We start from the raw sequence: 21,839 nt of genomic DNA, 5'->3' as shown, positions 1-21,839 counted from the left end.
GACCAACCGGCAATTGTGGAGAGAACAGCACGGCTCGCGTACAAGCATGGGAAGGCGGCGACCCAGCCGCGCTCCAAGAAGCAAGAAGAAGCAAGATCAAGAAGCAAACCAGCAAGAAGCAAGAACAGCAGACTCACATCGGGAGCAGACAATGTCGAAATTCAGGGTGGTCACGCCGAAGGGCGCGAGCTTCACGGTCGCCGGCGGCGGCTACGATTATGAGCGCGAGGCGCTCGATCCGATCGGCGCCGAGATCGTCGAGGCGCCGGCCAATGAGGCCGAATTCATCGCGGCGGCACGCACCGCGGATGCGATCTACGCCAAGGGCATGCCGATCACCAAGGCGGTGATCGACGCGCTCGAGAACTGCAAGGTGATCACGCTCGGCAGCGTCGGCGTCGACTCGGTCGACGTCAAGGCCGCGACCGCCCGCGGCATCCCCGTCACCAACATCCCCGACACCTTCATCGAGGAGGTCGCAGACCACGCCATGATGCTGCTGCTCGCCGGCTTCCGTCGCCTGATCGAGCAGGACAAGATGGTGCGCACCGGCCGCTGGGCCGAAGGCCGCCCGGCGCTCTTGAAGCTTCCGCGGCTGATGGGCCAGACGCTCGGCTTCATCTCGTTCGGCCGGGTCGCCCGTGCCGTCGCCAAGCGCGCCGCGCCGTTCGGCCTCAGGATGGTGGCCTACGATCCCTTCATCCAGGAAACCCTGATGTACGACCACGGCGTGATCCCCTCGACGCTGTCGGAGGTGCTGTCGCAGTCGGATTTCGTCTCGATGCACGCCCCGGCGCGGCCCGAAGTGCACCACATGCTGACCGAGAAGCATTTTCGCCAGATGAAAAAGTCGGCGATCTTCATCAACACCGGCCGCGGCGCCACGGTCGACGAGGAATCGCTGATCAAGGCGCTGCAGGAGGGCTGGATCGCCCACGCCGCGCTCGACGTGCTGGAAAAGGAACCCCCGTCGCACAACAATCCGATGCTCGGGATGGACAATGTTACCTTGACCGCCCATGTCGCCTCGGCGTCGGCACGTTTTGACGAGGCGCGCAAGCGGCGGGTGGGCTACGAATTGTCACTAGTGCTGCAAGGCATGTGGCCGGTAAGCTGCGTCAACCCGTCGGTGCTGCAAAACACCGCGTTGCGCCGCTGGCAGCCCGTCAGCATGGATCGCGGTCCGAACAGCTAGGGCGGGAATGCGCTTTTCGTGCGGGGCCCGCCTCTTGCGGGCCCTTTGCGCGGCGGGCGGGCCGAGACTACAGGACCCTTCACCGGCGGCCAAACGCCGGGAAGGAAAAACAACAACGAAACAATAAGAACGGGAGTGCGAACGACATGAAGTACGAGATCACGCGTCGCGACGCGCTGGTGCTGGGGGCTTCCGCGGCGGCGCTGGCGGTCACCGGCGCCTCGGCGCAGGAGGCGTCGAAGGTGAAGGCTGCCGACGTGGCGGCGCCGTCGCTGCCGATCGAAAAGGACGCCACCTTGCGCATGCTGCGGCCGGTGCGCTTCGTCCAGGCCGACGAGGACGTGTTCCGCGCCAATGCCAAGAAATTCACCGACAAGACCGGTGTCGACATCAAGGTCGACTTCGTCGGCTGGGAGGACATCAACCAGCAGACCGCCGTGACCTCGAACTCCGGCGCCGGCCCCGACATCATCATCGGCTTCGGCGACGCGCCGCACATCTATATCGACAAGCTGATCGAGCTGACCGATGTCGCCGACTATCTCGACAAGCGCTATGGCGGATGGCTCACGCTGGCGCGCCGATACGGCATGCGCTCGAAGTCGAAGAGCTGGGTCGGCCTGCCGTTCGGCGCCTCGGGCGGCCCGCTGGTCTACCGCAAGTCGCTGGTCAACGCCGCCGGCTTCGACAAGGTGCCGGAGGACCACGCCGGCTTCCTCGAACTCTGCAAGAAGCTGAAGGCGGCCGGCAAGCCCGCGGGCTTCGCACTCGGCAATGCGGTCGGCGACGGCAACGGCTTCGCCAACTGGCTGTTGTGGTCGCACAACGCCGCGCTGCTCGATGAGGAAGGCAACATCATCATCAACAGCAAGGAGACCATCGCGGCGCTGAAATATCTGAAGGAGCTCTATCCGACCTTCATCGCCGGTACGCCGTCCTGGAACGACGTTTCCAACAACCGCGCCTACTCGTCGCAGGAGATCGGCCTGACCGCAAACGGCGTCTCGCTGTATTTCTCGCTGAAGAACGACCCCGCGACCAAGGCGATCGCCGACGACACCGCGCATCAGTTCCTGATCAAGGGGCTGGCCCCGACCTCTCCGATGTCCGGCCTGACCTTGAACGCAATGGTGTTCAAGCACAGCAAGTATCCCAACGCGGCGAAGGCATTCCTGCAGTTCATGCTCGAGCACGAACAGTACGAGCCGTGGCTCAACGCCAACTCCGGTTACTGGTCGCAGCCGCTGGCGGCCTATGCCGACGCCGCGGTGTGGTCGAGCGACCCCAAGGTCGCGATCTTCAAGGACACGATGCGGAGCCCCTACTACAACGGCTACAAGGGGCCGATCTCGACCGCGACCGGCGCCGTCAACGCCGACTATGTGATGGTGCAGATGTGCGCCTCGGTCGCGACCGACGCCGCAACGCCCGAAGCCGCAGCCGCCGAAGCCGAACAGCGCGCGAAGCGGTACTTCCGGCGGCAAGGCCGGTAAGATCGACCTCAAGCCGCTGTCATTCCGAGGCGATGCGTAGCATCGAACCCGGAATCTCGAGATTCCGGGTCTGGTGCTAACGCACCATCCCGGAATGACCCTGGAAGTCGGACCGAGACAAGAACCTGATGTCTGTCACCACTCTCCCCTCACGCGGCGCGGCGCTGCACCAGCCGGGCTGGCTCGCGCGCCTGTTCGACTACAAGCCGTTCCTGATCGTGATGTGCCTTGCGCCGGCGATCGGCCTGCTGCTGGTGTTCCTCACCTACCCGCTGGGCCTCGGCATCTGGCTCGCCTTCACCGACACCACGATCGGCCAGCGCGGCATCTACATCGGACTTGAGAACTTCCAGTATCTGCTCAAGGATTCCTTGTGGTGGAACGCGGTGTTCTACTCGATCTTCTATACCGCGATCGCAACCTTCGGAAAATTTGCGCTCGGCTTCTGGCTGGCGCTGCTGCTCAACAACCATTTCCCGTTCAAGAGCCTGATCCGCGCCATCGTGCTGCTGCCGTGGATCGTGCCGACGGTGCTCTCCGCGCTGGCGTTCTGGTGGATCTACGATCCGCAGTTCTCGATCATCTCCTATCTCCTGGTCGACGTGCTGCACTGGCGCGACAGCAATGTCGACTTCCTCGGCTCGCCCTGGCCGGCGCGGTTCTCGCTGATCGCCGCCAATATCTGGCGCGGCATCCCGTTCGTCGCGATCTCGCTGCTGGCGGGGCTGCAGACCATCTCGCCCTCACTCTACGAGGCGGCGATGCTCGACGGCGCCACCTCCTGGCAGCGCTTCCGCTACATCACCTTCCCGATGATGATGCCGATCCTGGCGATCGTGATGACGTTCTCGATCATCTTCACCTTCACCGACTTCCAGCTGGTCTACGCCATCACCCGCGGCGGGCCGGTCAACTCGACCCATCTGCTCGCGACACTGGCGTTCCAGCGCGGCATCGCCGGCGGCGAACTCGGCGAGGGTGCCGCGATCGCCGTCTCGATGATCCCGTTCCTGGTGTTCGCAACATTGTTCAGCTACTTCGGCCTCGCGCGCCGCAAATGGCAGCAGGGAGAAGCCAATGACTGACGTTGCGGCCCAATCTTCCAACGTCGCCAGCGCAACGCCCGATACGATGGCGTGGGATTCCCGCGCCCGCCGCGTGGTGATGATCTATCTGCCGCTCGCCTGCTTCATCCTGATCCTGCTGTTCCCGTTCTACTGGATGGCGGTCACCTCGTTCAAACCGAACGCCGAGCTCCTGAACTACAAGGAGCACAATCCGTTCTGGATCACCTCGCCGACGCTCGCGCATATCAAGCATCTGTTGTTCGACACCGCCTATCCGCGCTGGCTGAAGACCACCATGCTGGTCGCGATCGGCTCGACCTTCCTGTCGCTGTTCGCCTCGACGCTCGCCGCCTACGCGATCGAGCGGCTGCGCTTCCGCGGCAGCCCCTATGTCGGCCTCGGCATCTACCTCGCCTATCTGGTGCCGCCGTCGATCCTGTTCATTCCCCTCGCCACCGTGATCGTGCAGTTCGGCCTGTTCGACTCGCCGCTGGCGCTGATCCTGGTGTATCCGACCTTCCTGGTGCCGTTCTGCACCTGGCTGTTGATCGGCTATTTCAAGTCGATCCCCTACGAGCTCGAGGAATGCGCGCTGGTCGACGGCGCGACGCGGTTGCAGATCCTGTGGCGGATCACGCTGCCGCTCGCGGTGCCCGGCCTGATCTCGGCCGGCATCTTCTCCTTCACGCTGTCCTGGAACGAGTTCATCTACGCGCTCGCCTTCATCCAGAGCGGCGCCAACAAGACGGTGCCGGTCGCGATCCTGACCGAGCTCGTCACCGGCGACGTCTACCAATGGGGCGCGCTGATGGCAGGCTCGCTGCTCGGCTCGCTGCCGGTCGCGCTGTTCTACTCGCTGTTCGTCGACTATTACGTGTCGTCGCTGACCGGGGCGGTGAAGGAGTAGAAGGACATCGGTCGAAGCGAAGCAAACTCAGTCAGTTCCAGTCATCCTGAGGAGCGCGAAGCGCGTCTCGAAGGATCGACGGCCACCAGCCGGGCCGTGCATCCTTCGAGGCTCGCCCAGCGGCGCAATTGCGCCGCAAGGCTCGCACCTCAGGATGACGGGAATAGATGTGCGGTCTCTCTCAACGAGGTCGCGCACTACCGCGGCACGAACGCGACCGGCACGGAAAAGCCCAGCGAGCCCTGCGTGATCTCGGACGGAAACGCAGGAAACGGCTGGGCTTGGCGCACCATCGCCAGCGCCCGCGCGTCGAAGGTCGGATTGCCGGAGGAGCCACCGAGATGGCTCGACAGCACCTGCCCGCCGCGGCCGAGCGTGAACACCAGGCGGACCACGCCGCGCTGGCCGTTGCCGCCGGCCGGATAAGAATGGAAGCGCAGCAGATGCGCACGGACGCGAGCGTTATAGGCCGCGATCGCTGGCGCGGCTGCGCCGGCGCTGATCGCGGACGCAGCCGGCGCCTGCCGTTCGGCACGGCTCGGCGCGCTGGTGCGCGGTGCCGGCGTTGCCTCGGATGGCTTCTTGGCGTCCCGACGAACCACTTTCGGCTTGACCTGTTCGGGCTTCGTCTCCGGAACGACTTTCGCGGGCTCGGGTGTCGGCGGCGTGATCTGCTGCTTCTGTTCCGGCGGCGCGACGACGTCGGGCTTCTCCTGCATCGGCGTCGGCGCGATCTCCTGCTGCACGGGCTGCGCGGCGGCAGGCTCCGGTGGCGACGCGTCGGCTTCCTGCATCGCTGGGCCCGGCAGCAGCTCGGTCTCCGAAATCTCCGGCGCCGAGGTGATCGGCGTCAGGTCGACCAGCACCGCCGGCACGGCGACGCCCGGCGGCGGTGCCGAGACCCACGTCATCCCGAGCGCGAGCAGCGCCGCATGCGCCGCCAGCATCGCAACCGCCGACAGGCTCCAGCGCCTCAGCCGGATCTCCCCGCCCGCATCATGAAGCGCGTACGCGTTCATGGATCAGCTACGCCCGTCGAGGCCGACCAGCGCGATCTTGAGATAGCCGGCGTTGCGCAGCAGGTTCATCACCTCCATCAGATCGCCATAGCTGACCGCCTTGTCGGCGCGCAGGAAGATACGCTCTTCCTTCCTGCCTTGCGTGGCGCCATCAAGCGTTGACGTCAGCATCTCGCGCGCGATCACGTCCTCGCCGACCGCGACGGAGAGATCGGGCTTCACGGTGACGAACACCGGCTTGTCCGGCCGCGGCTGCGGCTCGGCGGTCGAGGCCGGCAGATCGACGCCGAGATCGACGGTCGCAAGCGGCGCCGCCACCATGAAGATGATGAGCAGCACCAGCATCACGTCGATGAACGGCGTGACGTTGATCTCGTGCGCCTCGACCAGATCGTCATCGCCGCGACGCCTGAACGCGCCGCCTGAGCCGAGCTTGACGCCCATCTGCTACTCCGCAGCGCGTGTCAGCCGGAACAGGCTGCGATCGCCCTCGCGGCTGACCAGCAGCATCACCATGACGGAGGCGTCGCCGAGCAATGCGCGGTAGGACGCGATCGAACGGGTCAGATGATTATAGATCACGACCGCCGGAATCGCAGCGACCAGACCGAGCGCGGTCGCAAGCAGCGCCTCGGCGATGCCGGGTGCGACCACCGCGAGATTGGTGGTGTGGGCCTCGGAAATGCCGATGAAGGCATTCATGATCCCCCACACCGTGCCGAACAGGCCGACGAACGGCGCGGTGGCGCCGATCGTCGCCAGCACACCGGTGCCGCGCGCGATCTGCCGCGACATCGCCGCTTCGACCCGCTCCAGCCGCAGCGCGATGCGCTCCTTGAAGCCGTCGTCGAACATCCCGCCGGACAGCGCAGCCTCGCGCGAGGCCGATTGGACGATCTGCGCCACCGCATCGTTGCCGTCGCGGCTCGCCTGCTCGACCTCGGCGAGCTGGGTGTCGCGCTCCAGCAGACCGATCCGCTCCCGGGCGAGCGCGGTCTTGCGGCGGATCTCGACGGTCTTGGCGAGCCAGACCGTCCAGGTGACGAGCGAGGCGAAGGCGAGCCCGATCATCACCGCCTTCACGACGATGTCGGCGCTTTCGAACATGCCCCAGGGCGAGAGGTTGCGCGGCAGCAATGCGGCGTCGGCTGCGGCGAGGCTCGCATTTGGGAGAAATACGGCAGTAGTCGCAATAGCCTCGATTACGATCGACAGCCGTCTGCCTTTATCAAACGTGCCAGGCATCTTCACCTCCAACCGCATCTTACCTCGCCCCGCCTGCGGGGAGAGGTCGGATCGCATCGCAAGATGCGATCCGGGTGAGGGGGACTCTCCACGAGCACGGTGCCCGGAGAGTCCCCCTCACCCCGACCCTCTCCCCGCAAGCGGGGAGAGGGAGAAGAAATCTTCAGCCCGCCTGCGGCGCGAGGCGGTCCGCCAGCGCGTGAAAGCGCACCAGCTGATCGCCGCGCAGCGCGCGCGTCTCGTCGCGGCCGACGAACACCTTGAACATGATGCCGCCGTCGCGATTGATGAAGGCGATGAACGCCGACACCTTGCCCATGAAAGGCCGCTCGACAAAGGCGATCGCCGCGCAGCGCTCATGCCTGAGGTGGCCGTGCAGGCCCTTCGGCTGCATCAGGTTGAAATAGCCGCGGCCGACCTCGCCGCTCGGAATGGCGCCGGTGAACTCGAAGATCGCGTCATCGGTGTGCACGATCAGCGTCACCTCGCCCCACTCCGCGATGTCCTGCATCGCGGCGGCAAACTCGCCGGGACCGATCCGCACCATGCTGTCGGGGAGCGCCTCGAGCACCGCGCGCGGCGTCACCTTGCGCTCGCGCGCGACATCTTCGATCACAGCGCCGGGATTGTCGGCCATATAGGCCTTCAATCCCGCAAGCTCCGCGTTCTGCACGGCCGCCTGCGTCATGCTGGGCTCTTCGCGCGCTCGGTGATCAGCACCTCAAAGCCCTCGAATTTGGGATGGCCGAGATAGAGGCTGCCGCCGGTCTCGTTGCCGGCGCGCGAATGGGCGCGGCGGAACGCATCGGATTTCGTCCAGTCCTCGAACGCAGCCTTGCTGGCCCAGACGGTGTGGGTCGCATAGAGCGTGTGGTCCTCGGCCTCGGGCCCCTTCACCAGATGAAACTCGATGAAGCCCGGCAGATCGCCGAGATAGGATTCGCGCGTCTTCCAGACCGTCTCGAACGCCTGCTCCTTGCCCTTGATCACCTGGAACCGGTTCATTGCGATGAACATGAAAACTCTTTCCTGTTTGACGGCGGATGCCTGGATCCTGCCGGTTGATCTCGTTAATAACATGAACACGCCAAAGCCGCGCTGGGGCACCAGCGCGGCCGGAGCAACCTGGATGGAATGATCGGCGTCTCGCGTTACGCTCCACCTAGGTGAATCCTGAGCCCGGCCTTGTAGACGGTGCCCGGACCGGGGCTCGAGAACAACACGTCGTTCTGCGTCGTGCCGTCGGTCGAAGAGCCCGGGATCGCATAGGGCCGGTAGTACTGGTTCAAGAGGTTGTCGACCGACGCCGTGAAGGTGATGTCCTTGGTGGCGTTCCAGGTCAGATAGAGGTTGACGAGCTCGTAGCCGGTCGAGGGCAGATAGCCCCCCGGCAGGTCGTTGTTGGCGCCGAACGAGGACCATTGCGCGGCAATGATCAGCGAACGGTCGAGCAGGCGCACGCCGCCCGTCGTCGTCACCTTGCGCGGCGTGATGGTGGCGAGGCCGACATTGGTCTGGGTGTTCCGGCCGCGCATCAGATGGCCGGCGACGCCGACGAACCAGTCGCCCGCATCGTACATCGTTTCGAGCTCGAAGCCCTCGATGCGGGCGTGGGCGATGTTCTGGTACTGGTAGAACTGGCTGAACCGCCCGAACGGCGTCAGGGTCGGCGTCGACGCGACGAGATCGATATAGCCGTCGACGTCGTTGCGGAACACATTGATCTTGCCGCGGAACGAGTCGCTCGCCGTGAAGATGCCGTCATATTTCAGATTGATGCCGGCTTCCTTGTTCTTGCCGACCTCCGGCCGCAGCGCCGCGTTGGGCAGGAAGCAGAACAGGCCGCTGGTGCCGTCGGGGCAGTTGAACAGCGCCGGTCCGCCGCCGGTGGCGTGGCCGCCCGCGATCAGGGTCTCGGTGATCGACGGCGCGCGATAGCCTTCGGCATAGCTGACATAGGGCGTGAAGCCGGCAACCGGCGTGACGCCGACCGTGATCTTCGGCGACAGCCGGTCGCCGCTGGTCGTGGTGTTGATCGAATTGAGCTCGTAATGGTCGTAGCGGACAGCGCTGATCAGCTCGAGCCAGGTCGAATAGTTCTGCTTCAGCTGCACGAAGCCGCCGGACACGGTGCGCTGGCCGCCCGGCGTCGTGATGTTGGAATTGCCGCGCGAATCGAAGGTCTCGACATCGTCGCGGAAGGCGTCGAAGCCGTAGGTGACGGCGTTGCGCCAGTCGCCGAAGTTGAAGCGCGAGGTGTTGTTGACGTCGACCCCGACGGTGTCCAACAAATAGCCGCGCTTGTCGCCGACGCAGCCGGAAATGTTGTTGCCGGGATTGGCGAGCGTGCAGACCCCGCCGCCGGTGGTGATGCGGTTGTTGTAGGTCTTGACCTGGTCGTTGTCGGTGCGGTTGCCGTAGACCGAGATGTTCCAGTCGAACAGCATGTCGTCGGGCTTGGAATATCGCCAGCTCAAGGTGCCCGTGTAGTTCTTCGCATCGGAAGCGTAGACCGAGGAGCCGGCGATTGCCGTCAGCGGCGCCGCCGTCGTGGTCGGGCCGCGGTTCGGCTGGCCGATATTGTACTGATAGTCCTGGAAGATGCCGCCGATCTTGAACTCGTGGCCTTCGGCCGGGCGGAACGTCACCTTCATCAGGCCGGCCGCGATATCGTTGCCGGTGTTGCCGATCTCAGTGCCCGCGCCGTCCTTGTAATTGCCCTGGGTGCGATAGACCGCGCCGCCGAACACGTCGACGTTCGGATCGACGCGCACGCCGCCGAACACCGAGCCCATGCCGCGGTCCGTGTTGGTGCCATAGGAGCCTGACATGTCGACACCCCAACGCTCGCCGGGACGCACCACGTCGTCGATATCCTTGGTGCGGAACGAAACCACACCGCCGATCGCGCCGGAGCCGTAGATGTTCGCGGTCGGGCCGCGCACCACGTCGACGCCGCCGATCAATTCGGGATCGAGGAAGAACGAGCCGTTGGCGTTGTGGCCGGTGCGCTGATAGTTCTGCCGCGCGCCGTCGACGACAACAGCGACACGGCCGAAATCCTGCAAGCCGCGGATATTGATGACGGTCGCCGGATCGTCGCCGCGCTCCTGGACCGAGACGCCGGGCACGGCGTAGAAAATGTCCGAGAGCCGGTTCGGCTGCAGGCCCTGGATCTTCTCCAGCGTGACGGAGCTGACCGGCGCCAGCGCATCGATCGCGCGCTCCTCGGTCTTTGACGCCACGGCTGTGATGGTGTCGAGCGATTGCACCGGCACCGCGCCGATTTGCGCCCGCGCATTCATCGCCGCCGGCGCCGCCTGAGCTTCGGCCGCCGGCTGCGGCTTCCGCTTGGCCTGCTTCGGCCGTTCGGTAGAAGGACGCGCAGCCGACGGATCGGCGGCCTGCGCGAACCCGCATTCCGGCAGTGCTGCCGCAAATGAAAACACCGACGCGCCCAAAATCAGGGCGCGCGAAACCCTAGCCCCGTCAGCCATTCTAGCCCCAGCCCGATCATCGCTTTTCTGGTTTGGCTGGCGTGCGCTCCGACGAGCGGCTTGCTGGCTACATCGCGATGCAAGCCACCCGCCTGCATCGTGTGATGATTGGTTACGAGCCGGCAACAAAACGGTCAAGAATGCGGCGGCGCTGTTTATATCGATTGTAAAGTGCCGCCGTTGGAATGCGCTCTCGCCCGCTTATACAAGCAAACACCATTTGAAAATTTCGCAGGCGCAGCACCATCACATGTCCGCAGCTTCCGGAGACAATATCGGCGCAGCCGGAAAGCAGACCGAGCCTGCATCCGGCGCGGCCAAAACGCTGATCATGCGCGGAAATCGTCTCGACAGTCGCGACCTGTTCGCGGCGGAGCGCGAGATCATCATCATGCACGGCGAAGAACATTACCGGTTGCGGCTGACCTCGCGGAACAAGCTGATCCTGACCAAGTGACGGCCCCGATGACAATTTGTCGCACGCTCGCTTTGCTCGCCTTCTTCTGTCTGCTGCCGATCGAAGCCGTGATGGCCGAGGGCATCACCGTGCATGACGCACGCGACCGCGACGTCGTGATCGATAACCCGTCGCGGATCGTCTCGATCGGCGGCGCGATCACCGAGATCCTCTATGCTCTCGGCTTCGAGGACCGCATCGCCGGCGTCGATGCGACCAGCCTCTACCCGCCGGCGGCGCTGCGCGAGAAGCCCGACGTCGGCTACATGCGCCAGCTGTCGCCGGAGGGCGTGCTCGGCCTGCACCCGTCGCTGGTGCTCGCAGTGCAGGGCTCCGGGCCGAAGGAGACCATGGACGTGCTCGAGGCGGCCAAGGTGCCGCTGGTGCTGGTGCCGGAGACGTTCTCGGAGGCCGGGCTGGTCGAGAAGATCAGGTTGGTGGGCCACGCCATGGGCGCAGATCCGCGCGCTGCCTGCCTGGCCACGGCGGTCGAAAGCGATCTCGCGCAACTGCGCGCGCTGCGCGCCAAAGTGACGAAGCCGGTGCGCGTGATGTTCGTGATGTCGCTCTTGAATGGCCGGGCGATGGCGGCGGGCCACAAGACCGCCGGGGACGAGATCATCCGGCTTGCCGGCGGCCTCAACGCCATCGACGGTTACGACGGCTACAAGCCGGTCAATGACGAGGCCATCGTGGCGGCGAAACCGGATGTCGTGCTGTCGATCGATCGCGGCAAGGATTCGCTGACCGCTGATGCCGTGTTCGCGCATCCCGCCTTCGCGCTGACGCCGGTCGCGACCAACAAGGCCTTCATCTCGATGGAAGGGCTATATCTGCTCGGCTTCGGACCGCGCACCGCGGCCGCGGCACGCGACCTCTCGGTCAAGCTCTATCCGGCGCTGGCGCCGGAGGCCGGCAGCTTCAAGCCGGCAGCGCTGACCGCGAATTGCCGGCAATGAGCGTGCTGGCCGAACGCCGCGGGCGTGCGAAACAACGGCGCGCCGGCATGTCGCTGCGGCCGGCCGCGACACTCACCCTGCTCTGCCTGCTTGCGGCGCTCGCAGCGACCGCGCTGGTCGCCCTGACGGTCGGGGCCGCCGGCATTCCAATGGCGCGGCTTCCGGCAGCGCTTGGGCTATGGGCTGATAGTGCCGCCAACCCGCCGCTCGCACGCGACCAGCTCGTGGTGTGGTCGATCCGCATCCCGCGGATCGCAGCGGCGGCGATGGTCGGTGGACTGCTTGCCGTATCAGGCGCGATCATGCAGGGCCTGTTCCGCAATCCCCTCGCCGACCCCGCGCTGGTCGGCGTCTCCTCCGGCGGCGCGTTTGCCGCGGCAGCCGCGATCGTGTTCACCGACAGCCATCTCGGCGAAAGCCTGCGCTTCCTGCAACACCAGTTGCTGCCGATCGCGGCCTTTGCCGGCTCGCTGATCACGACCATCGTGCTTTACGGCATCGCCAGCCGCGGCGGCCGGACATCGATTGCGATCTTCCTGCTGGCCGGGCTTGCGATCGCCGCGATCGCCAATGCCGGCATCGGGCTCCTGGTGTTCGTCGCCGACGACCGCCAGCTGCGCGACATCACCTTCTGGCTGCTCGGCTCGCTCAGCGGCGCGACCTGGAGCAAGCTCACGGCGCTGGCGCCGGTGCTGGCGGTCGCGCTGGTCGCCTGCCTCTCGATCGCGCGCGGGCTCGACGTGCTGGTGCTCGGCGAGGCCGAGGCGTTCCACAGCGGCGTCGACGTCGAACGGTTGAAGCGGATCTCGATCGTGCTGGTGTCGGCGATGACCGGGGTCGCGGTCTCGGTCTGCGGCGTGGTCGGTTTCGTCGGCATCGTGGTGCCGCATGTGTTGCGGCTGGTGATCGGCCCCGCGCATCGGCTGCTGCTGCCGGCGTCCGCACTGCTCGGTGCCATCCTCCTGGTCGGCGCCGACACGGTGGCGCGCACCATCGTGGCGCCCGCGGAAATGCCGATCGGCATCCTGACGGCGGCGATCGGCGCGCCGTTCTTCCTCGCCATGCTGCTGCGGCAGCGCGGGCTGGTGTCGCTGTGACGGCCCTGCTCGAAGCGCAGTCGGCAACCATGACGGTCGGCGGCACGACGCTGGTCGATGCGGTGTCGCTGCAGATCGGTGCCGGCGAGATGGTCGCGATCGTCGGTCCCAACGGCGCCGGCAAATCGACCCTGCTGCGGATGCTGTCGGGCGACCTGCGTCCGTCGCGCGGGGCGATCAGGCTCAGGCAGCGCGACCTGCAAACTTACGGACCACGCGCGCTGGCGCAGCACCGCGCGATGCTGTCGCAGCACGTCAACGTCAGCTTCCCGTTCACCGTCGAGGAAATCGTCAGCATGGGCGCCGGCGAAAGCCCGCGTGCCGTGGCGCGGGCGCTGGTCGAGGCGGCGCTCGACGAGGTCGGGCTCGCGCGTTTCCGTTTCAGGCAATTGCCGACGCTGTCGGGCGGCGAGCAGCAGCGGGCGCATTTCGCCCGCGTGCTGGTGCAGCTCGCCTGCGGCGAAGCGCTGCATGGACCCGGACTGTTGCTGCTGGACGAGCCGACCTCGAGCCTCGATCTGCGGCACCAGATCGACCTGGTCGAAACGGCCCGGCGGCGCGCCGCGCGCGGCACCGCCGTGATCGCGATCCTGCACGACCTCAACCTCGCGATGCGGTTCGCCGACCGCATCCTGCTGCTGCACCGCGGCCGGCTTGCCGTCGACGGCGACCGCACGGCGGCGATGAAGACCGAGACGCTACGCGAGATCTTCGAGATCGACGCCGCGATCGCCTACACCGGAGACGGCGTGCCGTTCCTGCTGCCGCAAACCATGCGGCCCGTTTAGACCCTCATGGTGAGGAGCGCGGTACGCGCGTCTCGAACCACGAGGCCCGGCCGTCGCCAGCGGCTATCCTTCGAGACGGCCGCTGCTCGGCCTCCTCAGGATGAGGACTGCTGTCAGGGAGGCGACGTAACGCCGCAAGCCTTATCCCGCCGCAACATCCGCGGTTCACAAAACTATCAGCCGGCTGTAACAGGCGGCTCGGAGAACACCGCATCGTTTATCCTTTGGGAGATCAACCATGCGCCTGTCCCTGCTCTGCTCCGTCGCCTCGATCCTGCTCGCCACATCGGCGTTCGCGCAGAGTGAAGGCGAATTCCCGGCGACGCTGGCAGGACATGCCGTGATGCCGGCGGAGAGCTTCATCGACGCCCCCGCCGACGCCCCGAACGATTTGAAGACCTCGGGCAAGTACACCACCGGCAGGCGCGTCGACGCCATCGGCACCGTGATGGGCAAGTCCTATGAGCGGCCAACCGGCGTGTCGCTGCCGTTCAAGGGCCAGCCGCTGCAAGGCCATTCCGGCATCAAGGTGATGCCCGACGGCTCGTTCTGGGTGATCACCGACAACGGCATGGGCTCGCGCTACAACTCGGCGGACTCGATGCTGTACCTGAACCGGCACAAGATAGATTGGGCGAGCGGCAAGATCGAGCGTCAGGAGACCGTGTTCCTGCACGATCCCGACAGGAAAGTGCCGTTCCGCATCGTGCATGAGGACACCGCCAAGCGCTACCTCACCGGTGCCGACTTCGACACCGAGGGCTTCCAGATCATCAATGACATTTTCTGGATCGGCGACGAGTTCGGGCCGTACATCCTCAAGGCCGACAAGACCGGCAAGATCCTCGCCGTGTTCGAGACGGTCGCGGACGGCAAGCCGGTGCGCTCGCCGGATCACTGGGCGGTGCAGTCGCCCGGCGCGCCCGGCGCCTCCTACACCAACGTCAACCTGCGCCGCTCCCAGGGCTATGAAGGTTTTGCTTCCTCCAAGGACGGCAAATTCCTCTACGGCCTGCTCGAAGGGCCGCTGTGGGATGCCGACAAGAAGGATTGGGAGAAGGTCGACGGCAAGGAAGCCTCGCGCATCCTGGAATTCGACGTCGCGGCGGAGAAGTTCACCGGACGCTACTGGCAGTATGTGTTCGAGCAGAACGGCAATGCGATCGGCGACTTCAACATGATCGATCCGACCCACGGCCTCGTCATCGAACGCGACAATGGCGAAGGCACCGCCGACAAGGCTTGCCCGCAAGGCCAGCGCGGCGAGAACTGTTTCCCTGATCTCGCCAAGTTCAAGCGCGTCTACAAGATCGAGTTGTCCGATGCCAATGTCGGCAAGCCGGTGCGCAAGATCGCCTATATCGACTTGATGAAGATCCGCGATCCCAACAAAAAGGCGCGCAAGCCGCTCAACGATGGCGTCTACACTTTCCCGTTCTTCACGATCGAGAATGTCGACCGGGTCGACGAGACCCACATCATCGTCGGCAACGACAACAACCTGCCGTTCTCCTCGAGCCGCGACCCGAACAAGGCCGATGACGACGAGTTCGTGCTGCTGCAGGTCGGCGACTTCCTGAAGGCGAAGTGAGACGATTGCTCTCGTCACCCACAACAGTGTCGTCGCCCGGCTCGACCGGGCGACCCAGTATTGCAGAGGCGCCCGAGCTCAACGGACAAGCCGCGGCGTACTGGATGCCCCGCTCAAGGCGGGGCATGACATCGAATATGCGGGTAGCGTGATGCTCATCCCAGACGGCCGCTTTGCGGCCTCCTCAGGGTGACCGTGATACAGCTCCGCGCGCGGCTTACGTGATCCTCACTCCTTCTTCGTCCGGTAATCCCCGAACGTCGTGTCGCGCTGGTCGAGCTGGGCCTTCACGCTGCCGCCGTCGCGGCGGAAGCCCGCCATGTAGGCCTTGCTGGCCTCGGTGGTGAAGGCCAGCGCCTGGATCTCGGTGCCGGCGCGCATCGCGGCGCGGGCGCCCATGATTTCCATCGCGCGGTGGACGCTGCGCTTGTTGAGCTGTTGCAGCTCGATCGGCACCTTGGCCACGCGCTCGGCGAAATCCAGCGTCTTCGCCTCCAGCTCGGCGAGCGGAAACGACCGGGTCGCATAACCCCATTCGGCGGCCTCGCGGCCGGACATCGCGTCGCCCGTCAGCATCAATTCCATGGCGCGCCGCATGCCGACCAGCCACGGGTGATACTGCATGTCGGGTGGGCTCATCAGCCGCACCGGCGGATATCCGATCTGGGCGTCGTCGGCGACGTAAACCACGTCGCAGGCGGTCGCGAGCTCGGTGCCGCCGGCGAGGCAATAGCCGTGCACCTGCGCGATCACAGGCTTTGCGAGGTCCCAGATCGAGAACCAGCCCTCGACGACATGGCGCGACCACTGGCCAGGGCCGGATGCCGAATGATAGGGCTGGTCGACGCGGTTGTCGGCGGAGAGATCGTAGCCCGCCGAGAAACAGGGTCCCGCGCCGCGCAGGATCGAGATCGAAATCCCGGGATCGCGGTCGGTCTGCTCCAGCACCTCGAAGATCTCGCCGCGCAGGCGGTTGTTCAGCGCGTTGCGCTTCTCGGGGCGGTTCAGCGTGATGCGGCGGACGCGCGGACGCGGATCATCGACGATGATGTGCTGGTAGCTCATGGATCCTCCCGATCTCAGGCTTTGTTGCCTTTGGCAAAGTGATGCCCGAGATCGGAAGGGATGTCATCCGCAGTAAACGCAGATCAACCTGCCGGCATCATTACGACGCCCTTGTCCTTGGGCCAGCGCATCCGCCAGGCGAAATTGATGTCACGGACTTCGCCAGCCTTGGCCTCGAACGCCCATTCCAGCACGCCGCGCTTGTCGCGCAGATTGGTGGTCGTCGCAGGCGTCGACGACGGCAGCATCTCGACCACGATGTCGTCGTTCTCGCTGACCGGGAGCTGATCCTGGATCGCGACCTTGATCGCGAAGTCGTGGCCGTTGCGCACCGTGGTCTTGAAGGCGCGCTCGTCGGTCTTCGACGTGGTCACGATCAGGCCCGCGGAGCCCTCGTTGCGCTTCACCACCGTGCGTTCGATCTTGACCTTGTCGTCGGCGCCGAAGCCAAGCCGCACGGTCTCGTCCTTGGCGGCGGTGGCCATCCGGCTGCGGCCGACGAAGATGCCGTCGCGGTAGATCGAGACCTGTCCCGGCAGCAGCGGCGCATCGTCGGCCTGCACGAAGCTCGCTTCCAGGAACGCGGTCGGATCGATCACCGGAACGGCGCGAACTACGAGATCGGGCGTGATCGTCGCCGTCGAGATGCGCAGGCTCTTTGCGCCCTCATTGGTGGCAACGCTGACGCGGCCGGGGATCTTGAAGGTGGCTTGGAAGGCGCCGACCTCGGCGGTGGCTTCCAGTTCGTCCGCGCGTCCCCCACCAAAGCGGAATTGCTGAACCGCGTCGGCGGCCGGCGCGGGTGCCAGGGCCTCGCGCGCCCGCATGCTGGCCTCTCCCGAGAGCTTCGCCAGCGGCCGCGGCGGCTGCGGATATTGCACGATCAGCGAACGGAGATCGGGCGCATTGCCGCCGCGCGCGACCCGCACGGTGGAGACGACGAGCGCCACGTTCGACCAGTCCTCGCCGGTCGACTGGGTGATCTCGGCGCGGCGCACCAGTTCGATCGCGGGCTTGCGGTCCCTGGCGCCGGTGTCGAGCCGGGCGTCATAGAGCGGCGTCCAGCGCGCGTTGGGAACCGCATAGGTGATCCGCAAGGTCGCCTTGGTCACCGCCTGCGAGGCGATGTCGATCCGCACCTCGACCTTGCTCGGCGGCTTGCTCGTGCGATCGGCTGCGAGCTGCGCAAGGTCGCGGTCGATCACGCGAATCTTGCGCTCGGCGTCACGGATCGCGCTGTCGGCGGTTGCGACCTCGTCGGCCACCGCCGAGAACGCCGCGCGCCACTCGCTGAGCGGACGCGCCTCGCCCTTCTCGCCGAGGCCCGCAGGCGACGTTTCGGCAAAGCGCTCGGCGAATTTGCGACGCGCCTCGGCCGCGCTGATCAGTCCCTGCAAATCGGCGCGCTCATCGTTAAGCGCCTCGATGCGCCTGTCGATCTCGGAAAGATTTGGCGGCAGCAAGGGCTGCGGCAGCTTTGTATCGATCGCCCCGATCGTGAGGTTCGCTCCGCCCTCGCCCTCGACCCGCAGCGAGGACGGATCGAGCCCCATTGGAAAATCGCGGGCGATGAGCGTGTTGTCACCGGCAGGCAGGTCCAGCGTGATGACGCGGGTGACGCTCGCGCCATCGGGATAGACGGTCACGGCGTCGATCTGCGAGGCTGCATCGAGATTGGCCGCATGCAGCGGCCCGGCAACCAGCGCACCCACCAGCACCAGGCTGGTGGTCACAAGATAATTCGCAATCCTACACATGACATCCCTCCGGAAAAACGCCGCATCGCGCGCGAGACGAACGGCGCGCCGGGCTCGACTGCGCGCCGTTTCTCGTGGTGAGACGCAGCGAGGAAGGGACTGGTTCGATTGAGGTTTCCCTGCGGCGCGACGATGGCGCCGCCGCGGCTGCCGCATGGCGCGGCGATGTCTTTTAGGCTTTAGCGATCTGCCTTGCGCCGGATGAACAGATAATTCGGCACGAAGCCGGCCAAGGTGATCGCGATCATGATCCACCAGCCGCGCTGAAACGCCGCGATCCGCTCCGTCATCGAGACCGGCGTTGCAAGGATCGCGACAAAGATCGCGACGCCGATCGCCAGTGCCGCCTGCCGGATCATGTTGATGACGCCGGAGCCGGTGGCAAACGACGATGGCGGCAGCGCGCCGGCGCCGACGCCCATCAGGGTCGGAAAGGTCAGCCCGACGCCGATACCGATCAGCATCACGCCCGCGACGATGGCAGGCGCATTGGGTTCGGCCCCGAGCAGCGTCGCCCAGATCGCGAGGCCGGCCGCGAACAGGACGATTCCGCCGGAGACGACGGCCGCGGCGCCAAACCGCGCAATCAGCCGGCCGGCAAACAACAGCGAAGTGATCGGCACCATCAGCGGACCGGGAGCGATTGCAAGGCCGGTCTTCAACGCCGACCAGCCCCACACCGTCTGCTCCCACAAGGCGCAGGACAGTAGCATGGCGCCGAAGGCGGCCGAGTAAGGCGCCATCACCAGCGACGCGCCGGTGAACGGCCTGACCGCGAACAGTGCAGGATCGACGAAGGGATTCCTCGATCTGAGACAATGCCACGCGAAGGCGGCGAGCGAGACGGTCGCGACGGCAAAGCCGAGCACAACGCCGCGCGAACTCCATCCCCAATCGTTCGCCTTCACGATCGCAAATGTCAGCGCACCGATACCGGAGGTCACCAGCAGCGCCGCCCATGAACTCGGACGCGGCACGTCGTGACCGGGCACTTCGGGCAATTTCAACCAGCCGACGATCAGTGCGACGACGCCGATCGGGACATTGACGATGAAGATCCAGCGCCAGTCGAACGTGACCAGCACGCCTCCGGCGAGCGGGCCCAATGCGGCGGCAAGGCCGCCGATCGCCGTCCAGGTCCGCACCGCCCCGGCGCGCTGCTCGGATGGAAATGATGCCAGCAGCAGGCCGATCGAGGTCGGCGTCATCAATGCCGCACCGGCCGCCTGCGCCACGCGAGAGACGACCAGGAACTCGACACTGGACGAAAGAGCACATGCCGCCGACGCGGCCGTGAACAGCGCGACGCCGAGCAGGAAGCTGAGGTTGCGGCTGTGGCGTTCGGCGAGCCGGCCGAAGAATACCAGCAACGCGGCATAGGCGATCGCATAGGCGTTCAAGATCCAGGACAGATCCTCAAGCGAGGCGCCGCGAAATTCCTGCGCGATGTTCGGCAGCCCGACATTGACGATGAACAAATCGAGATTGGCGAGGCAAATTCCGACCGACACGATCGCAAGCACCTGGCGCGGGGTTGCGGTTGCGACGCGGGACCGCGGCCGCGCCTCAGGTTCGACGACCAGATCGATGGTCTCTGCCTCTACCTCCGACATCACACCCTCCCAAATACGTGCATATGCATCTATTGCAATTAGGTGCATATGCATGTATCTGTCAAGTCCATAGGAGGCAGCGATGGCGAAAACGGAACCCAGCCGGTGTAATCTCACGGCGTTGCGCAAGGCGACGCGGCGGGTGTCGCAGCTCTACGATCAGGTCCTTGCGACATCCGGCCTGCGCGGCACGCAACGGGCGATTCTGGTCTATGTCAGGCGGTCGGGCGCGCCGACGATGGGCGAGCTTGCCGCAGCCTTGGTGCTCGACCGCACCGCGCTCAACCACAACCTCAAGCCGCTCGAGCGCGACGGTCTGTTGACCATCACCGTCGACAAGAACGACCGGCGTAGCCGGCTGGTGCGGCTCACCAAGCGCGGCGAAGCCAGGCTCGAGGAGTCGCAGGCCGCATGGCTCAACGCGCAGGAACGTTTCGAGACCGCCTTTGGCGCAAGGCAGGCCGCCGATCTCAGGCAGACGCTCGAACTGATTGCCTCGCTCGAGTTTGACGAGCGCGCGCTCACCTCACCGGCGAGCTAGCCGGCTCCAAAAGAAAAGCGGCCCGGCGTTGCCGCCAGGCCGCTCATTCGCACCCGATCAGTGTCGATCGCGCTTAGCTGTAGATCTCGAACAGGCCGGCGCCGCCCTGGCCGCCGCCGATGCACATGGTCACGACGCCCCACTTGGCCTTGCGGCGACGGCCTTCCTGCAGCAGGTGGCCGGTGAGCCGGGCGCCGGTCATGCCGAAGGGATGGCCGATCGCGATCGAGCCGCCATTGACGTTGTACTTCTCGGGATCGATGCCGAGCTGGTCGCGCGAATAGAGGCACTGGCTGGCGAAGGCCTCGTTGAGCTCCCAGAGATCGATGTCGTCGATCTTCAGGCCGTGGCGCTTCAAGAGCTTCGGCACCGCAAAGACCGGGCCGATGCCCATCTCGTCGGGCTCGCAGCCGGCCGAGGCCCAGGCGACGAAGCGGCCGAGCGGGTTGAGGCCGCGCTTCTCGGCGTCCTTGGCTTCCATCAGCACCACGGCGGCGGCGCCGTCGGAGAGCTGGCTGGCATTGCCGGCGGTGACGAACTTGCCCGGGCCCTTGACCGGCTCGAGCTTGGCAAGGCCTTCCAGCGTGGTCTCGGGGCGGTTGCACTCGTCGCGATCAACCACGTAGTCGACGATCGACTCGGCCTTGGTCGCCTTGTCGACCACCTTCATCTTGGTCTTCATCGGGACGATTTCGTCCTTGAACTTGTTGGCCTGCTGCGCGGCCGCCATGCGGCGCTGCGACTCCAGCGAATACTCGTCCTGGTATTCGCGGCTGAGCTTGTAGCGCTCGGCGACGATGTCAGCGGTATCGATCATCGCCATGAAGATGTCGGGCGCGGTCTTGAGCAGCTCGGGATCGATCGATTCCTTTGGCGAGCCGCCGCCGGGAATCGAGATGCTCTCGACGCCGCCGGCGACGATGCAATCGGAGCCGTCGGAACGGATCGAATTGGCGGCCATCGCGATGGTCTGCAGGCCCGACGAGCAGAAGCGGTTCACGGAGACGCCCGCGGTCGACTTCGGCAGGCCGGCGAGCAGCGCCGCCTGGCGGCCGATGTTCGGCGCGCCATGCGCGCAATTGCCGAGATAGCAATCCTCGACATATTCCTTGTCGACGCCGGCGCGGTCGACCGCGTGCTTGATGGCGTGCGCGGCGAGCGACATCGGCGGGGTGATGTTGAATCCGCCACGGCCGGACTTTGCCAGGCCGGTGCGCGCGTAGGAAACGATTACGGCTTCACGCATTGTTTTCTCCCTCTGAGATGACGGTCATTGTGGCGCGTCGTGGCCCGTTCGTACACATTTTTCGGCGGGCGCAATAGCAATACCGGACGTCCCGGAACGACAAACGCCGCCTCCGCGACCGGAGACGGCGTCATGTTCCGCAGATCGGAATATGGACTGCTTGAGCGAGATCAGGTCGTGACCACGAACTCGCTTTGCCCCCTCTCCCGCTTGCGGGCAGGGCTTTCGCATATGCCCCTTGGCGACCGCGCAAGTGCTTGGCCTCGTGGTTCGAGACGCGCCGCAAGCGGCGCTCCTCACCA

The 21,839-nt window shown here is 65.6% G+C and carries 21 protein-coding genes; 11 read left to right on the top strand and 10 right to left on the bottom strand.

Features of this window, described 5'->3' with window-relative positions; genetic code table 11:
- The first annotated feature begins 151 nt into the window (after positions 1–151).
- The 4 genes from PMN64_RS29095 (at position 152) to PMN64_RS29080 (ending at position 4,662) form a co-directional block, all read left to right on the top strand.
- Positions 152–1,195 (top strand): C-terminal binding protein, encoded by a 1,044-nt coding sequence (locus PMN64_RS29095; RefSeq protein WP_411783138.1) that lies wholly within the window; start codon positions 152–154, stop codon positions 1,193–1,195.
- A gap of 146 nt (positions 1,196–1,341) precedes the next feature.
- Positions 1,342–2,688, top strand: a complete 1,347-nt coding sequence (locus PMN64_RS29090; RefSeq protein WP_028340531.1) for an ABC transporter substrate-binding protein — start codon at positions 1,342–1,344, stop codon at positions 2,686–2,688.
- 128 nt (positions 2,689–2,816) lie between these two features.
- Positions 2,817–3,773, top strand: a complete 957-nt coding sequence (locus tag PMN64_RS29085) for a carbohydrate ABC transporter permease (RefSeq protein WP_092085191.1) — start codon at positions 2,817–2,819, stop codon at positions 3,771–3,773.
- A gap of 46 nt (positions 3,774–3,819) precedes the next feature.
- Positions 3,820–4,662: a carbohydrate ABC transporter permease gene (locus PMN64_RS29080; RefSeq protein WP_016840579.1), complete on the top strand. Its 843-nt coding sequence runs from the start codon at positions 3,820–3,822 to the stop codon at positions 4,660–4,662.
- Positions 4,663–4,859: 197 nt separating this feature from the next.
- Here PMN64_RS29080 and PMN64_RS29075 read toward each other — a convergent pair whose 3' ends face one another.
- From PMN64_RS29075 to PMN64_RS29055, 5 genes are all read right to left on the bottom strand, one after another.
- Entirely contained in the window at positions 4,860–5,681 is an 822-nt protein-coding gene (locus tag PMN64_RS29075) for a TonB family protein (RefSeq protein WP_411783137.1), read from the bottom strand.
- Positions 5,682–5,684: 3 nt separating this feature from the next.
- Positions 5,685–6,125, bottom strand: coding sequence for a TonB system transport protein ExbD (exbD, locus tag PMN64_RS29070; protein ID WP_411783136.1), 441 nt, complete (start codon positions 6,123–6,125; stop codon positions 5,685–5,687).
- Positions 6,126–6,128: 3 nt separating this feature from the next.
- Positions 6,129–6,926: a tonB-system energizer ExbB gene (gene exbB, locus PMN64_RS29065; RefSeq protein WP_411783135.1), complete on the bottom strand. Its 798-nt coding sequence runs from the start codon at positions 6,924–6,926 to the stop codon at positions 6,129–6,131.
- Positions 6,927–7,089: 163 nt separating this feature from the next.
- Positions 7,090–7,614 carry a heme utilization cystosolic carrier protein HutX gene (hutX, locus tag PMN64_RS29060; RefSeq protein WP_411783134.1) on the bottom strand — a complete coding sequence of 175 codons (525 nt, stop codon included), beginning with the start codon at positions 7,612–7,614 and terminating at the stop codon, positions 7,090–7,092.
- Positions 7,611–7,943 (bottom strand): antibiotic biosynthesis monooxygenase family protein, encoded by a 333-nt coding sequence (locus PMN64_RS29055; RefSeq protein ID WP_021080657.1) that lies wholly within the window; start codon positions 7,941–7,943, stop codon positions 7,611–7,613. The genes hutX and PMN64_RS29055 overlap by 4 nt, the downstream gene beginning before the upstream one ends.
- On the opposite strand from PMN64_RS29055, the gene PMN64_RS29050 reads away from it, so the two are divergent.
- Complete coding sequence (locus PMN64_RS29050) at positions 7,942–8,064, top strand: hypothetical protein (protein WP_411783133.1); 123 nt, start codon at positions 7,942–7,944, stop codon at positions 8,062–8,064. The genes PMN64_RS29055 and PMN64_RS29050 overlap by 2 nt on opposite strands.
- 13 nt (positions 8,065–8,077) lie before the next feature.
- Here PMN64_RS29050 and PMN64_RS29045 read toward each other — a convergent pair whose 3' ends face one another.
- Complete coding sequence (locus tag PMN64_RS29045) at positions 8,078–10,423, bottom strand: TonB-dependent hemoglobin/transferrin/lactoferrin family receptor (protein WP_411783132.1); 2,346 nt, start codon at positions 10,421–10,423, stop codon at positions 8,078–8,080.
- 250 nt (positions 10,424–10,673) lie between these two features.
- Here PMN64_RS29045 and hemP point away from each other — a divergent pair, with 250 nt between their 5' ends.
- The 5 genes from hemP to PMN64_RS29020 all read left to right on the top strand — a co-directional run bounded on the left by hemP (position 10,674) and on the right by PMN64_RS29020 (position 15,315).
- Positions 10,674–10,880, top strand: a complete 207-nt coding sequence (gene hemP / locus PMN64_RS29040) for a hemin uptake protein HemP (protein ID WP_411783131.1) — start codon at positions 10,674–10,676, stop codon at positions 10,878–10,880.
- Positions 10,881–10,888: 8 nt separating this feature from the next.
- Complete coding sequence (locus PMN64_RS29035; RefSeq protein WP_304497146.1) at positions 10,889–11,839, top strand: hemin ABC transporter substrate-binding protein; 951 nt, start codon at positions 10,889–10,891, stop codon at positions 11,837–11,839.
- A complete protein-coding gene (locus PMN64_RS29030; RefSeq protein ID WP_411783130.1) occupies positions 11,836–12,936 on the top strand; it encodes a FecCD family ABC transporter permease in 1,101 nt (366 codons plus the stop codon). The genes PMN64_RS29035 and PMN64_RS29030 overlap by 4 nt, the downstream gene beginning before the upstream one ends.
- Complete coding sequence (locus PMN64_RS29025) at positions 12,933–13,724, top strand: heme ABC transporter ATP-binding protein (protein WP_411783129.1); 792 nt, start codon at positions 12,933–12,935, stop codon at positions 13,722–13,724. Before PMN64_RS29030 ends, PMN64_RS29025 begins: the two co-directional genes overlap by 4 nt.
- 238 nt (positions 13,725–13,962) lie before the next feature.
- Positions 13,963–15,315: an esterase-like activity of phytase family protein gene (locus PMN64_RS29020; RefSeq protein WP_411783128.1), complete on the top strand. Its 1,353-nt coding sequence runs from the start codon at positions 13,963–13,965 to the stop codon at positions 15,313–15,315.
- A 228-nt stretch (positions 15,316–15,543) separates the two neighbouring features.
- Here PMN64_RS29020 and PMN64_RS29015 read toward each other — a convergent pair whose 3' ends face one another.
- The 3 genes from PMN64_RS29015 to PMN64_RS29005 all read right to left on the bottom strand — a co-directional run bounded on the left by PMN64_RS29015 (position 15,544) and on the right by PMN64_RS29005 (position 19,750).
- Positions 15,544–16,380 (bottom strand): enoyl-CoA hydratase-related protein, encoded by an 837-nt coding sequence (locus PMN64_RS29015; protein ID WP_411783127.1) that lies wholly within the window; start codon positions 16,378–16,380, stop codon positions 15,544–15,546.
- A gap of 83 nt (positions 16,381–16,463) precedes the next feature.
- Complete coding sequence (locus PMN64_RS29010; RefSeq protein ID WP_411783126.1) at positions 16,464–18,137, bottom strand: mucoidy inhibitor MuiA family protein; 1,674 nt, start codon at positions 18,135–18,137, stop codon at positions 16,464–16,466.
- A gap of 179 nt (positions 18,138–18,316) precedes the next feature.
- Positions 18,317–19,750: an MFS transporter gene (locus tag PMN64_RS29005; protein WP_411783125.1), complete on the bottom strand. Its 1,434-nt coding sequence runs from the start codon at positions 19,748–19,750 to the stop codon at positions 18,317–18,319.
- An 82-nt stretch (positions 19,751–19,832) separates the two neighbouring features.
- Between PMN64_RS29005 and PMN64_RS29000 the strand changes: the two genes are divergently transcribed.
- Positions 19,833–20,291 carry a MarR family winged helix-turn-helix transcriptional regulator gene (locus PMN64_RS29000; protein WP_411783124.1) on the top strand — a complete coding sequence of 153 codons (459 nt, stop codon included), beginning with the start codon at positions 19,833–19,835 and terminating at the stop codon, positions 20,289–20,291.
- 73 nt (positions 20,292–20,364) lie between these two features.
- On the opposite strand, the gene PMN64_RS28995 is transcribed toward PMN64_RS29000, so the two are convergent.
- Positions 20,365–21,537 carry a thiolase family protein gene (locus tag PMN64_RS28995; RefSeq protein ID WP_016846668.1) on the bottom strand — a complete coding sequence of 391 codons (1,173 nt, stop codon included), beginning with the start codon at positions 21,535–21,537 and terminating at the stop codon, positions 20,365–20,367.
- Positions 21,538–21,839: the final 302 nt, after the last annotated feature.

The sequence above is a fragment of the Bradyrhizobium sp. UFLA01-814 genome, assembly GCF_046718885.1.
GTDB classification, from domain to species: Bacteria; Pseudomonadota; Alphaproteobacteria; order Rhizobiales; family Xanthobacteraceae; genus Bradyrhizobium; species Bradyrhizobium elkanii.
This window is presented reverse-complemented; position numbering and strand designations above follow the sequence as displayed.